General features: G+C 48.2%; 12 protein-coding genes and 1 pseudogene. 10 read left to right on the top strand and 3 right to left on the bottom strand.

The genetic code is table 11. The features are described from left to right. The first annotated feature begins 19 nt into the window (after positions 1-19). The 3 genes from L9P36_RS08090 (at position 20) to tyrR (ending at position 4130) form a co-directional block, all read left to right on the top strand. Entirely contained in the window at positions 20-1405 is a 1386-nt protein-coding gene (locus tag L9P36_RS08090; protein WP_237466194.1) for a YcjX family GTP-binding protein, read from the top strand. Next, the gene (locus tag L9P36_RS08085; RefSeq protein WP_237466193.1) at positions 1402-2397 is read left to right on the top strand and encodes a YcjF family protein; all 996 of its coding nucleotides are present in this window, start codon (positions 1402-1404) and stop codon (positions 2395-2397) included. Before L9P36_RS08090 ends, L9P36_RS08085 begins: the two co-directional genes overlap by 4 nt. 197 nt (positions 2398-2594) lie before the next feature. Then, positions 2595-4130 (top strand): transcriptional regulator TyrR, encoded by a 1536-nt coding sequence (tyrR, locus tag L9P36_RS08080; protein WP_237466192.1) that lies wholly within the window; start codon positions 2595-2597, stop codon positions 4128-4130. A 151-nt stretch (positions 4131-4281) separates the two neighbouring features. Here the strand turns inward: tyrR and L9P36_RS08075 are convergent, their stop codons facing one another. Then, positions 4282-4779: a methylated-DNA--[protein]-cysteine S-methyltransferase gene (locus L9P36_RS08075; RefSeq protein ID WP_237466191.1), complete on the bottom strand. Its 498-nt coding sequence runs from the start codon at positions 4777-4779 to the stop codon at positions 4282-4284. A 26-nt stretch (positions 4780-4805) separates the two neighbouring features. On the opposite strand from L9P36_RS08075, the gene L9P36_RS08070 reads away from it, so the two are divergent. The 7 genes and pseudogenes from L9P36_RS08070 to L9P36_RS08040 all read left to right on the top strand — a co-directional run bounded on the left by L9P36_RS08070 (position 4806) and on the right by L9P36_RS08040 (position 12212). Further along, positions 4806-5390 (top strand): GNAT family N-acetyltransferase, encoded by a 585-nt coding sequence (locus L9P36_RS08070; RefSeq protein ID WP_237466190.1) that lies wholly within the window; start codon positions 4806-4808, stop codon positions 5388-5390. Positions 5391-5403: 13 nt separating this feature from the next. Further along, positions 5404-5991 (top strand): HD domain-containing protein, encoded by a 588-nt coding sequence (locus L9P36_RS08065; RefSeq protein ID WP_237467893.1) that lies wholly within the window; start codon positions 5404-5406, stop codon positions 5989-5991. A 127-nt stretch (positions 5992-6118) separates the two neighbouring features. Beyond that, positions 6119-6895: a hypothetical protein gene (locus tag L9P36_RS08060; protein ID WP_237466189.1), complete on the top strand. Its 777-nt coding sequence runs from the start codon at positions 6119-6121 to the stop codon at positions 6893-6895. Continuing rightward, a complete protein-coding gene (locus tag L9P36_RS08055; protein WP_237466188.1) occupies positions 6892-7521 on the top strand; it encodes a DUF1287 domain-containing protein in 630 nt (209 codons plus the stop codon). Before L9P36_RS08060 ends, L9P36_RS08055 begins: the two co-directional genes overlap by 4 nt. 144 nt (positions 7522-7665) lie before the next feature. Next, a pseudogene (locus L9P36_RS08050) lies at positions 7666-9015 on the top strand (hypothetical protein); the annotation flags it as partial. A 921-nt stretch (positions 9016-9936) separates the two neighbouring features. After that, positions 9937-10458 (top strand): hypothetical protein, encoded by a 522-nt coding sequence (locus L9P36_RS08045; RefSeq protein WP_237466187.1) that lies wholly within the window; start codon positions 9937-9939, stop codon positions 10456-10458. Between the two features lie 248 nt (positions 10459-10706). After that, positions 10707-12212 (top strand): nitrilase-related carbon-nitrogen hydrolase, encoded by a 1506-nt coding sequence (locus tag L9P36_RS08040; RefSeq protein WP_237466186.1) that lies wholly within the window; start codon positions 10707-10709, stop codon positions 12210-12212. 71 nt (positions 12213-12283) lie between these two features. On the opposite strand, the gene pyk is transcribed toward L9P36_RS08040, so the two are convergent. Together pyk and L9P36_RS08030 are read right to left on the bottom strand one after the other, a co-directional pair. Further along, positions 12284-13729, bottom strand: coding sequence for a pyruvate kinase (gene pyk / locus L9P36_RS08035; RefSeq protein WP_237466185.1), 1446 nt, complete (start codon positions 13727-13729; stop codon positions 12284-12286). A 188-nt stretch (positions 13730-13917) separates the two neighbouring features. After that, positions 13918-14457 (bottom strand): DUF2062 domain-containing protein, encoded by a 540-nt coding sequence (locus L9P36_RS08030; protein WP_237466184.1) that lies wholly within the window; start codon positions 14455-14457, stop codon positions 13918-13920. Positions 14458-14482 lie beyond the last annotated feature (25 nt).

Below are 14482 nucleotides of genomic sequence, written 5' to 3'. Positions count from 1 at the left end.
AAAGTGACACGATTTTGCTATGAAAAATGCGCTTGGACGTCAGGTCCAACATTGGATTGCTAGAGGACGAGACCGCCATATTCGCCTGGCGGTCACGGGGCTCTCACGTGCCGGTAAAACGGCTTTTATTACTGCGCTAACCCACCAGCTGTTACATAGTGCAACGCAAGATAATTTACCGCTCTTTCAAGTGGCGCGCGAAGGCCGCTTGCTTGGCGCTAAGCGTGTACTCTCGCCGCAACTGCTAACGCCAAGTTTTGCTTACGAACAGGGCATGGCTGCGTTATCAAGTCAGCCGCCACATTGGCCTGAGCCGACGAAAGATGTCAGTGAGATCAGTTTGGCGCTGCGTTATCAGCCCAATCGCGGCGCTAGTAAGCTACTGGGGCAAACCGCCACACTTCAGCTTGATATCGTTGATTATCCCGGTGAATGGTTACTGGACTTGCCGATGCTAACGCAAGACTATGCGGATTGGTCGAGTCAGCAACTGGCCTTGATGCAGGGCGCAAGGCAGTCCTTTGCAGGTGATTTTGCTGCGGCTGTGGCAAAGCTTGAGGTGAATCAGAGCGCTGATGAGTCGATGCTGGCGACCCTTGCTGCGCACTATAAAGACTACTTAATGGCCTGTAAGCAGCAGGGATTTCAGTGGTTGCAACCTGGTCGTATGGTGTTGCCTGGTGAGCTTGAAGGTGCGCCCGTACTTGCATTCTTCCCTGTCCCTTGGTCATTGGAGGTGATGAAAGCTGCGCCAGCAGGCAGTGTTGGGGAGGTGCTATTGCAGCGTTATAGCGCCTATCAGCAGCAAGTGATTCGACCCTTTTATCGCGATTATTTTACAAAATTTGATCGCCAAGTCGTGCTAGTGGATTGCCTTACGCCGCTCAATGAGGGAGCTGAGGCTTTTGCTGATTTGCAGCAAGCGCTAACGCAGCTGATGCACAGTTTTCGCTATGGTAAGCGCTCGTTGTTTCGTCGCTTTTTCTCGCCGCGTATTGATCGCGTGCTGTTTGCTGCCACCAAAGCGGATCATGTGACGCCAGAGCAGCACTGTCATTTAATTGCTCTGCTCAAACAGCTGATTCAAAGCGCGCAACAAGAGGCTGCCTTTGAAGGCATTGGCTTTGATTGCATGACCTTGGCATCGATTCAAGCGACCAAAGTGGGCTCTGTCGTTTATCAAGGGCATCGTTATCCTGCGCTGCAGGGCATTGATTTGAATGGGCAGACGATTCAACGTTATCCCGGCGAAGTGCCAGCCAAACTGCCCAATGCAGAGTTTTGGCAGCGACAGGGATTTTCATTTTTATCCTTTGCGCCGCAGCCTTTTGAGCAAGGGGAGAAACTGCCGCATATTCGAATGGATAAAGCGTTGCAATTTTTACTGGGAGATAAAGTGGAATGAGTCAATATAAAGGTCCCATTGATTTTGAGCATCAATCCTCGAACGCGGCCACTTGCGCGCCGGCGCAAGATCTTTCAACGGCACATTTTGAGTTGGAGCAGGACGATGAGACGTTGGCAGGCGATCAACTGCTTAAACCCGATAGCAAAAAACACTACGCCTTGCTGTTATTGGTTGTGGCGTTATTTGTTTTAAGCGCAGTACAAGCAGCGGTGTGGCTCTATGACACTTGGATGCAAAACCATTGGTTGGCCATGGGCTGGAGTGGTTTATTACTGTTGGTGCTGAGTTATTTATTACTCAAGTTAGGTAAAGAGCTTCGCGCCATGCGCCGCTTGAGTGCGCAGCAAAATAAGCAGCAGCAAGCTGCCCAGCTCATTGAGCAGCAAGGGATGGGGCAAGGGGTACCTTTTTGTTTGCAGTTGAGCCAAAAACAGGCGATGCAGGCTGAACACCTGAATGCTTGGCAACAAGCGCTAGCAGCCCACCATCATGATGGGGAAGTGCTGGCATTGTATGATCACTATGTGTTGAAACCGCTGGATCAGCGCGCCGAACGCTTGATTGCTAAACATGCTGGAGAAGCCGCCCTGATGGTGGCTGTGAGCCCCTTTGCCTTGGCGGATATGTTACTTGTCGGCTGGCGTAATTTGCGATTGATTGAAGCCATTGGCCGTATTTATGGTATTGAGCTTGGCACTTGGTCGCGCTGGCGTTTGTTTAAGTTAGTACTAACCAATATGGCGCTTGCTGGTGCCAGTGAGCTGGCGATGGATGTGGGTGGCGATTGGCTGTCAGTTGGAATGGCATCAAAGCTATCGGCACGAGCAGGGCAGGGACTTGGCATTGGTTTGCTGACGGCTCGTTTGGGACTGCGTGCCATGGATGCATTAAGACCGATTCCTTGGCATCAAGGGCCATCGCGTTTGAAACATATTCGCAAACAATTGCTTGCTCAGGTTCGTGGACAATCTGCTGAGCAGCATAATTAGCTATTTTCGTTTTTGTGCTGTCAAGAAATGGGGACAAGGTGGTGTTATTTGCACCACCTTGTTGTTTTATTGGTCAATAAGTTGCAATCCGACATATTCACTCAGCAATTTATGCTGTGAATGCTTGACGAAGGGGATCTCTAGTCGCACACTTGCCTTACCTGTCAACATTCCGTGACACAAAATAAGGATAAGGCATGAGACTTGAAGTCTTTTGTGAAGACCGGTTAGGCCTTGCCCGCGAACTACTTGAACTATTGGCAACACAAGCCATTGACCTTCGCGGCATAGAGATCGACCCCGTCGGCATTATTTATCTCAATTTTCCCGAAATTGAATTTGATCCCTTTAGCCAATTAATGGCGCAAATTCGTTTGATTCCGGGCGTTAAAGACGTTCGTAAGATTCAAGCGATGCCTAGTGAGCGCGAGCATCAAGAGATGCGTGCGTTATTGCAAACCCTGCCTGATCCTGTTTTTTCTCTGAACCTCAAAGGCCAAATTGAATTGGCGAATACCGCTGCGCAAGCTTTGCTACATCAAGCGGAAGTGGACTTGCTTGGTCAAAGCGCGCAGCAAGTGATTCATCATTTCAATTTTTGTCGCTGGCTCGAGCAAGATGAGGTGACTGCTGAGTGTCACTTGGCGGTGATTGGTGGTCAAGACTATCTCATGGATATTATGCCGGTGTTTATCGGTCATGCGCAGGGCGCGCGCTCGCTTGTCAGTGCCGTCGTGTTACTTAAATCCACGGCTGGAACCACGATTCCAGCTGATCTTCGCGCGCAATCTGATGCCTTAGGATTTGAGCATGTGGTGGGTACCTCCACCAAGCACAAGCAGTTGATGACCCAAGCGAAAAAACTCGCAATGCTTGATGAACCATTGTTGATTCAAGGTGAAACCGGGACCGGTAAAGAGATGCTGGCTCGCGCTTGCCATCAACGTTCAGATCGCCGTAATGGTGCCTTTATGGTGCTGAACTGCGTATCGATGCCTGATGATGTGGTGGAGAGTGAAATTTTCGGTTATGCCCGCGGTGAGCTGGTTCAAAAAGGGATCTTTGAGCAAGCGCATGGCGGTACGGTCTTTCTCTATGAAATCGGCGAGATGTCACCGCATCTACAGGTGAAAATTCTGCGTTTCTTGCAAGATGGCACCTTCCGCCGCGTGGGGGAAGAGCACGAAATTAAAGTGGATGTGCGGGTCATCTGTTCGACCAAAAAACAATTACCTGAATTGGTCGCAAGCGGCAGCTTCCGTGAAGATCTGTACTATCGCCTCAATGTGTTGACCTTAAATATTCCGCCATTGCGTGAGCGTCGCCAAGACATTGCGCCATTGACTGAATTTTTCATGAACCAGATTTGTCATGAATTGCATCAGCCGCAACCTGAGCTCGATGACAGTTTGGTGGATTTTCTCAATCATTACACTTGGCCGGGCAATGTGCGCCAATTGCGAAATGTGCTTTATCGCGCGCTCACGCAAGTTGAAGGTGGCACACTTGAAGCGCAGCATATTCAGCTGCCGGACGTCAATAGTAGCGACATGTTGACCAGTAGCGATAATCTAGATGGCGGCTTGGATGACATTATGAAGCGTTATGAGCGTGGTGTATTGAGCTCGCTTTATCGTGGTTATCCATCCACGCGTAAGCTTGCAAAGCGTCTGGGGGTATCTCATACGGCGATTGCGAATAAATTACGCGAATATGGGCTCGGTAAGAAATAACCAGCCGTCATAGAAAAACCGCAGTGTATCTGCGGTTTTTTTGTGCGCGAAAGGTGCGACGTGAGGAACTCAATCAAGTGATTCACTCAATATATTGAATTGAGAGACGCAATCAATGCGCTGTCACCTAGGCACCTAGGCACCTAGGCACCTAGGCTTGATTTGGCCACTGGAGTTCCGTCTGCTTTTGTTCAAGAGATAGCAGTTTTTGCTTGATCTCAAGGCCGTAGCGATAGCCAACCAAATCGCCATTGGCACCAATCACGCGGTGGCAGGGGATCATCAAAGGGATGGGGTTGACGTTATTGGCCATGCCGACGGCGCGCGCGGCGTTGGGTTTGCCTAGTAACGCTGCAATTTGGCCATAGCTCATGGTTTCGCCATAGGGAATGGATTTGAGGACTTGCCAAACTTGCTTTTGGAAAATGGTCCCTTCAGGTGACATAGGACAATCAAAGTGCTCTCGTTGATGCTGAAAATATTCAGTCAATTGGGTACGATAGATTGTCATGGCATCAGGACGATGCTGCCAGCTGCTTGCTGGATTAAAGGGATGACCGGGTAAGCTCAAATTGAGGCGTTTTAAACCACCCTCATCGGCTAGCAGATAGATGCGGCCAATGGGCGATTCCATCGAGTCATAGAACATGAGTCACTCTGAAATAAGGTGCGAATGTGTCGAACACAAGTATAAATCAGTTCCCCATTTTGACCGAACAAGATTTTATCGTGCGTGCCGTTAACCCTGAAGATGCGAGCGCGCTCACAGACTATTTTTGTCGAAATCGTCGTTATCTTAAGCCTTGGGAACCGACGCGAGATGACGCCTTTTTTAGCCAATTGGGCTGGCAGAAAAGAAGTATTCAACTGCATGAGCTTTTTCGCCATAACTTGGCGTTTTACTTCGTGATTGAACACGCCCAGTTACCCGGAATTTGTGGTTTGGTGAGTTATAGCAATGTGACCCGATTTCCCATGCATGCTTGTCATTTAGGGTACTCCTTGGATCCGTTGGTGCAAAAACAAGGGGTGATGACACGGGCCATTGCATTGACCAATGCATGGATGTTTGAGGTGCAAAAAATGCATCGCATCAATGCTTGCTATATGCCAAGAAATCGCGCGAGCGGTGCCATTTTGACCCGCCTTGGTTTTTACCAAGAGGGCTTTGCGAAGTCTTATATCGAAATTAATGGGCGCTGGGAAGATCATGTTGTGACAGCCAGGCTAGCCCCTGAATACCAGTTGGAGACCGATTGATATGAATAACCCTTTGGCGCGTTTAGAGCAGCAGTTAGCCTTGGTTTATGAGCTTGATAAGCTCAAAGGTGTGTTGCGCCAAACCAAAATTGCCTGCGCCAATTTACGTCAGGAAAATAGCGCCGAACATAGCTGGCAAGTCGCTGTGATGGCCCTTCTTTTAGCTGAGCATGCCAATGAAGCGGTGGATATCAGTCGGGTCGTGAAGATGTTATTGATTCATGATGTGGTAGAAATTGATGCCGGTGATGTGATCGTTTATGACGAGGCCGCACAAGCTGAACAGGCGATCAAAGAGCAAGCGGCCGCTAAACGCTTATTTGCTATGTTACCAAGTGAGCAAGGTAGTGAGTTATTGCAGCTTTGGCATGAATTTGAGGCCGCTGAAAGTGCGGAGGCTAAATTTGCTAAAGCCATGGATCGTTTTTTACCCATGTGGCTGAACTATCATCAGCAAGGCGGCAGTTGGCAAGCGCATGGCATTCGCGCATCACAGGTCGCGAGCATGAAAAAACGAATTGAGCCTGGATGCCAAGTGCTGAGCGATAAAGTCGATGTGATCATTGAAACAGCGCTCGAAAATGGTTGGCTGAAACCATAAACCCCTTTTATTTCATTGTATTACGATTTAGATCCCAATTATAAAAGTGCGCTTACAAGGCGCATTTTTTTTCATATTTAGTCTGTTACTCTCTGCTTAATTCATTGTTTTTAAAAGAGATATCGTGATGAAATACTTACCGGCCATGCTTCGTATTAGCGCCGCATTTTTTGTGCTGTGGTCAATCTTGTTACCCATGATGGTTTATTGGGATGGGTTAGGACTGATATCGAGCAAGCTGGAAGAGCTGATTTTAATTGCGGGGATTCCACTTTTTGTTCTTTTTTTTGTGCTGGGCTTATCCATGCTTGCCATCAATGCCAGCCTAACTGATGCGCAGAAAAATCAGCAAGCCAAGCCCCTACAGGTGTCTTGGCGTTGGATTTTGGCTGCTGTGCTATTACTGGTGACATCTCTTTGGGGCTATAGTCTTTGGCAACGTCATCAGCTTGAAGCGAGCGCTCAAGCTGCTGCGCAAAAGATGATGCAAACGCATCAATCAATTATGACGATTTGGTCAAAGACGACCGTTACCGTAGAAAAAATGCCGCAACTTAGCCGTGAGCTACAGACCTTTGCCACAATCAGCACGGGCTATTATGGCGTGGCACTTTACTATCCAGTGGTCATCGATCAGCAAGCAACTTGGATCACTGTTAATCCCTACTTAATGAATCAAGAATTTAATCAGGAAAATCCGCTGCGCATGGCACATTTGATGACGGCAACGCCGCGCGCCGCTGCGACATATTTTCAGCAGCATCGCGAGCAAGGGGGCTTGCAACCTTATGTAGAGATAGGAGAGCACACGGTGACATTTTATTTGCCCATAGCTGAGCATGCTGGGGCGGGGTTGCTGCAAATTGATGTGGCTAGCCATGCGCTATTGGAAGAGGGCGCATGATGAAAGCTTGGCGTGCACCTCGATATCTATTGGCTTTGCTCTGTTTTATCTTCAGCATCAATGTAAGCGCCAATGCTAATCCCGTAGCCGATCCTGGCAAGGCGCTGAGTGATGCCGCGCTTGAGCGCACTAAAGCGCTGGTCATTTATGATCCTGCCTATGTCGCCATTGATTATCCCAATGGCGATGTGCCCGCTTATACTGGTGTTTGTAGCGATGTGGTGATCCGCAGTTATCGCAAATTAGGCATCGATTTACAGCGTTTGGTTCATGAAGATATGCGCGCTCATTTCACGCAATATCCAGCTAAGCGTATCTGGGGGCAAAGTAAACCGGATGCCAATATCGATCATCGCCGAGTCCCGAACCTTGAAACCTATTTTCAGCGTCAAGGCGCTTCTCTTGCGATCACACAAAGGGCGCAAAATTATTTACCAGGTGATGTGGTCAGCTGGATGTTTCCGGGTAATAAACCGCATATTGGTATTGTGGTGAGTCAAAAATCCAGCGATGGCACACCGCTGATTGTGCACAATATCGGCTGGGGGCCACGGCTTGAAAATGTGCTCTTTGCCTATCCCATCGTCGGACATTTTCGTTATCTGCCCAAACCGTCATCTCACTGAGGCAACATGACCCTCTAAATGGCGGCAGTCTCTTGTTTATCGCTATGAAATTAGGCGATTTAGCCCGCGAGAATAGAATTGCAAATCTATCTCTTTGTCATGGTTACGCATACAATAGAAGGGCAGTTTTAAGAGGGTAGCTTTGTGATCACGGTTGATAAAAAAGAGGGGCATCAGCTCAAAATTTCTCACATTCTGCAAGAGACCACCAATCGCCAGTTGGATATTTTTCTATTTATCCCCGGCGATTTAGAGCTCAGCAGTAAAATTATCAGTGAGGATGAGTTTTTCCATAACGTGATCCACGGAAAGCGCACCTATTACAGTGATTTTTACCACCTCCCTTTGGTACACAGCCGGCTAGCCAGTCGCGGTGATAAAAACTTCTCCATCGAGCAATACCGTTTAAGTTTAAGTCTTTACGCCTACCAATATGCCTTGGCGCTGGAAAAAACCATGCGCCATCTACGTGATGATAAAAACGAGCGTACGCGTGAAGAAATCGAAGATGTCATTCAATTGACCAGCAGTATTTTGCGCCGTTTACGTCGAAATATTCCGAAAGATAAAAAGTTACGCAAATACTTTGAAAACGTAGATAACTACGTCTCTTGGTTTACCGAGCAGCAATTTTTGTCCATGCTCGCGCATATTCCGCGAGGGCAGACTTACAACGCCATCAAAGAGCCGGTGATTGCACTGTGTCAGGAGGAAACTGCGCACCGGCTTAAGCATGAATACAACTCAGAAAAAGCGCGACAAGACAGCACGCGGATGTCGAACAAGATGCGTTTGCTACGCCGCTTGATTGAATATCCAGTGACCATGCAAGAACAAACCTCTGAGCTGGGTAAAACGACGCGAAAAATGGTCACAGGCTTTGCTGCAGGTTTTGTGATGATTTTTGTGACCTTGATGATCATCAAGGCGCGTGGTGTGCTGGGCGACATTACCGCCACTTTTATTGTGGCACTGTCATTTATCTATGCCGTGCGCGAAGTATTTAAAGATGACTTGAAATCCATGCTTTGGCGGTGGGTGCGTAAAAACAAACCGCGCTGGCGAAAACAGTTTTTTGACCCCACCAGTCGTATGTTGGTCGGGCGTCAATTGGAATGGCTCGAATACACCGCCTATGGTCAGCTATCGCAGAGTATTCGTAAGCTGCGCAAACATAAAGTCAGCCAACGCGAAGAAACTGTGGTGCACTACAAAAGCCAAACCCGTATGGCGACAACCAAGTTTTTAACTGGTTACGATCAAACGCGCGAGTCTATTATTTTGGATTTGCGTTTGCTTGCGACTTTGATGGGTAAGGGCTCTGAGCGTGTTTATCGGCTCTCTGATGATGGTCAAGTGACCAAAGAATCAGTGGAAAAGCGTCATTTGATTAATCTCATCACGCGTGAAACCGATGAAGATAATTCGGTGCGATTACAGCGTTGGAAAGTGGTGATTAACCGTTCCAAAATCGTCGAAATTGAAGTGGTTGAAAAGCAGCGCGCGACCTTGTCACCAGAAGAAGCAGCGGCCATGCAGCAGGCTGTGGCGCAAGCCGATAAAGCCGATAAAGCCGCCGCAGAAAAGGCGGAAAAAGTAGAAAAAGAAAAGGCTGACAAAGAACGCATCGAAAGAGAAAAAATAGAGAAAGAGAAACACCAGCAAGAGATGGTACACAAAGAGCATGGCTCGCAGGAATCGATTGTCCCTGACGCACAAAGTGCAGCAGCAGTTGTTTCATCTGCAGCCTTGGATCAGCCGGTCGATGATAGTCTGAGTCATCTTTCACAGCCGCAAATGGCAGATGCGTCGATAAATACATCTGAAGATGCATCTATGGCTGTTGCGATGGATTGGCAAAATGAGATGCCCAAAGAAAAGCAAGCGGCACCAGCCCAAGAGGCGCGTTCTCAAGACCTGTCTTCTCAGGAAACGTTATCGCAGGATAAAGCGGAGCAAGAAAAGAGTGCGTCCGCAGCATTGCATCAAGCCGCGCCTAATCAAGATGCTCAGAGTGAAGCGTCAAGCTACGATGATAAGCCTGAAATTTTGGCGATCGAGCCAGAACAAAGTAATGCGGCGCTGGCTAAATTGGCGCAGCAGCGCCATCGGCAAAAGGATAATCAAGAGTCCAAGGATAGGTCAGAACTGAAAACAGACGCGTCGAGTCACAAACAGAATACGCAAGCGCCTGAGGATAATTAGCAGGGTCAAGTGTCCAATCACAAGGAAAATACGAGATAAACGCGCATAAAAAATACGTCTTGCCACATCAGATTTCTGTGTGATTGCGCAAGATGGCGCGAGCCTCACTTGTTTATGCCAAAGGGAGGGAATGGGGTAGCGGCTTATTTTGATGGGAAATGCCTTTAATTTCATTTAAAGTTATTTAAATACAAATACTTATGGATTTAAATGATGCGAAATGGAATTTTGGCATGCTGTCTATGGCTGAGTGGCTGCACAACGCACGCTTATTTTGATCAGAAGGCGGATATTGAGCCGAACTTGGCGAAGACACCCTATGTGTCTGTGTATGTTTTCAATGCGCAGGCATACCCTCAGGAATATCAGTGGCTCAAGCAAGCGAATGTGTATCAGCTGGTGGATGAGCATTCGGCAATATTTGAGCTAAAACTCAAACCAGCGCAGTTGTTGCCCGCATATTTATGTGGCACAGGGCAGCAAATTCAGACTTGGTCTTCGGCGCTGAGCTTGGGGTTGATGCCCATTGAGCAGCCCGCCACGCTTTATTTTCAATATCAGTTGATTCGTGATGGTCAATCGACCCATTATGTTCACGCCATTCCAATGCTCAGCCGCACTTCCTTATGGGAAACATTGATGCACCCTTGGGTGCCTAGCGAAGTACAAGCTGAAATCAAAGGGTTACAATCAACGCCGCGAGCCCTCGTAGCACATGACGCTGGTTTCTGAGTCATCATCATTGTTGAAGCTGTCTTTTTTCAAAATCCATTTTCATCAAAGTCTGCATGCTGACATTGATCTGATGTACGGCTTTTATGTGTAGAATGTAGACTAGACCGTCCAGTCTAGTTTGTTGCGTTTGTGCGAGAAGTATCACGCTTGCGTGATCGGACGTTATCTACAGTTAGATCATTGTTTGATGAAAACAGTGATGGAAAAGCCTTGGCTTTGTGGTTTCAGCACTGAATGGAGACGCAATGAAAGCAAAGGCAAATTTGATTTCCCATTATGGTTATTGGTTCTGTGGCAGCCTGTTATTACCTTTATCGCATGGCCAATTTTTGATGCCAGTTAGCGCTGTCCTTGCGCCAATTTTACTGATGCGATTTTTAAGGCTTCAGCCCACATGGCAACGGATGACTTTGGTGTATGTCGCTTGTGTTGGTGCACATGCCTTTGCTTGGCAAGGGATGGTGCCGCTGAGTTCTTGGCAATATTTTGCGGTCACAGGATTGATTGGCAGCTTATATGCGCTGCCTTTATTGCTTGATGCCAAGCTGTCGCCCTATTTTTCAGGGATAAAAAACACCCTCATATTCCCTTTGGCGCTGGTCAGTATAGAGATCACCAGTAGTTGGCTGAATCTTTATGGTACTTGGGGCGCAGTGGCATATAGCCAGTATTACAGTTATCTCTGGCTGCAATGGCTTTCATTTTTTGGCATGCCGGGTTTGACCTTTCTTATTGCGTGGTGGGTGTCATGGCTCAATTGGGCTTGGCAGCATCAATTTCAGTGGCGTTTGATTCGTCGCGGCGCACTGATCTATAGCTTGACGGTGACCTTGGCGCTGTTACTGGCGGGCTTTCGTTTGCTTGAACCTTTCACAGAAAAGCCATCGGTTCGGGTGGCGGCTATTGTTGCAGATACCAAAGCGCATTCGCCTTTGACCGCTTGTCAGCTTACCGATTGGCAGTGTGTCAAAGCGCACAGTGCTGGCACCTTGGATGGATTTTTTAAGCAGAGCGACGCTGCGGTTCAAGCAGGCGCAAAAATAGTATTTTGGCAGGAGATCGCCGTGACGCTTGATAGGTCAGAGCAAGCAGATGCGCTGAGGCAAGGTCAGCAGTTTGCAAAAAAGCAGCAAATTTATTTGGGGATGTCTCTGTTGGTGATCCCAAATGATTTTCCGCAGCGTTTGGCGCAAAACAAGGTGATCTGGATAGCGCCAACAGGAGAGATCATCGGCCAATATTTAAAAGCGCGGCCGATTCCCGGCGAGCCCAGTGTTCAGGGACAAAGTGGGGTTTTTTACTTTGATACGCCATGGGCTCGGGTCGGCTCTGCGATCTGTTTTGATATGGATTTTCCTCATTTTATTCGTCAAGCAGGGCGGGCAAAGGTGGATATTTTGTTGGTGCCAGCCCATGACTGGCAAGCGATAACACCGCTGCATTCTCATATGGCCATATTCCGCGCCGTGGAAAATGGTTTCTCGCTGATGCGCGCAACAGGGCAGGGGCTTTCGATTGCGACAGATTACAATGGCCTTATTTTAAGTCAGCTGGATCAGTTTAAGACCACGCAGCGTATTTTATTTGCGGACTTACCAGTGCAGCGGCGTTACGCGCTTTATCCATGGATCGGTACTTTGGTAGATGTTAGTTTTATCGTGGCTTTTCTTTGTTTTGCGATCACGGTTTGGCGCCGAGGTCGGGTGGCGGCTGAGTCAGCAGCGGTCATTCAAGCGCAAGAGATGGACTAAAGCTGTGCCCAAAAGAATAGGCCAATAAAAAAGCCACGCAGAGCGTGGCTTGCAAACGAAAAAGCGGCAGATTAGCTCACTTTCAAAATACGCATTTTGTTGGTTGAACCCACGGTATCCATGACATCACCTTGGGTGATGATGACAAGATCGCCAGCGACGAGGAAACCGCGCTCTTTGAGGTTTTCAATGGCGGTGATTGCCGCTTCAACGCCTGCGTGATCTTTTGGATCAAAGAATACAGGTGTGACGCCGCGATAAAGCGCAGCGCGGTTCAATGTACGCTCATGGCGTGACATCGCAAAAATAGGAAGACCAGAGCTCAAACGAGACATCATTAGTGCGGTGCGGCCTGATTCTGTCATCGCAATAATCGCAGCCACACCTTTCATGTGGTTGGCGGCGTACATAGTCGACATAGCGATGGTTTCTTCTGGGGTTTCAAAGGTACGGTCCAAACGGTGGTTTGAAACGTTGATGCTTTTCTCTTTTTCTGCGCCCAGACAAACGCTTGCCATTGATTTTACAGTTTCTACTGGGAATTTACCCGCAGCGGTTTCAGCTGAAAGCATCACAGCATCTGTACCATCAAGTACGGCGTTTGCCACGTCCATGACTTCTGCGCGGGTTGGCATTGGGCTTTCAATCATCGATTCCATCATTTGAGTCGCAGTGATGACGGTGCGGTTTAGACTGCGCGCTCGGCGAATCAGTTTTTTCTGTACGCCAACAAGTTCTGGGTCGCCAATTTCAACGCCAAGGTCACCACGAGCCACCATCACCGCATCAGATGCCAGTACGATGTCATCAATGGCTTCATCGCTTTGCACGGTTTCTGCGCGTTCAACTTTAGCAACCAGTTTTGCATCCAAACCTGCATCGCGGGCTAAACGGCGTGCGTAGTTCATATCTTCGCCGCTGCGAGGGAAAGAGATAGCAAGGTAATCCACTTGCATTTGCGCTGCGGTCAGAATGTCTGCTTTGTCTTTATCGGTGAGCGCTGCTGCAGAAAGACCACCGCCTTGCTTGTTGATCCCTTTGTTATTTGAAAGGGGACCTGCAACCACAACCACAGTGTGTACTTTGTTACCTTCAACCGCTTCAACTTTCAGCTGGACACGGCCATCATCAAGAAGCAGAACGTCACCTGTGGTTACATCTTGTGGTAGTTCTTTGTAGTCAAGACCGACCGCATGTTGGTCACCTTCGCCTTTACCAAGATCACTGTCTAGGGTGAACTTATCGCCAAGCGCAAGTTGAATTTTGCCGTCTTTAAAGGTGGATACGCGAATTTTTGGACCTTGAAGGTCGCCCAAAATTGCCACGTGCTTGCCTAGCTTGGCAGCGATTTCACGGACTTTTTTGGTCCGAAGAATATGATCTTCTGCACTGCCGTGAGAGAAATTCATGCGCACAACGTTAGCGCCAGCAGCAATGATTTGTTCTAGGTTGTCGTCGCGGTCAGTTGCAGGACCCAGGGTGGTTACAATTTTGGTACGTCGTAGTCTTCTAGACATGCAAGGCTCCATTGGAAGAGAAAACGCAGCCCGTAACGGGCAGTGCATCGCAAAGTCTACTACAAATAGAGGTAAAGAGAACCGGGGAAGTATGACTTTTCTGTAACAAATACCCATAAGTTTAATGGGGATAGTGTGTGCCAAAAATAAAAACGCAGCCTTAGCAGCGTTGTCATCGATGAAGTCGGTTATTCGGGCTTTTTCAGTTTAATTCTTGGTAGGCGAAGGCGGCGTTTGTTCCAGCTGCGAACCACTGAATAGCGCCATAGAAGATGAATGGAAAAATAGCCCAGCACTGAAAACACAATGCTACAAATAGCGCAGCCGAGCAAAAATGCAGGGCCAATACTATTCATCATCTCAACCAGATAATCCCATGAGAGCTCGAAGTGAAAGGGGACGGGTGGTTCTTGTAGTACCCATGCACCGAGCTTGTAAGCGCCATAAAACATCGGCGGCATGGTGACTGGATTGCTGATCCAAACCAGTGCCACGGATAGCGGCAGGTTGACACGAAAAAGAATGGCCAATCCTGCGGCAATAATCATTTGGCTGGGCAGGGGAATAAAGCACACAGCAAGGCCTACGGCAAAAGCACCCGCAGCAGAGCGGCGATTGAGCGCCCACAAATTCGCGTTATAGAGCAGATTGCCAAAAATCTTTAAGGCACGCTGTTTGAGGATCACATCAGGTTTTGGAAGGAGTCTTTTAATGTACTTTCTTGGCATAACTACAAGGTGCGATTTGAATATC

This window comes from Vibrio stylophorae, from assembly GCF_921293875.1.
Classification (GTDB): domain Bacteria; phylum Pseudomonadota; class Gammaproteobacteria; order Enterobacterales; family Vibrionaceae; genus Vibrio_A; species Vibrio_A stylophorae.
Note: the sequence above shows the minus strand (reverse complement) of the source record. Positions and strands in the feature narration are given on the sequence as shown.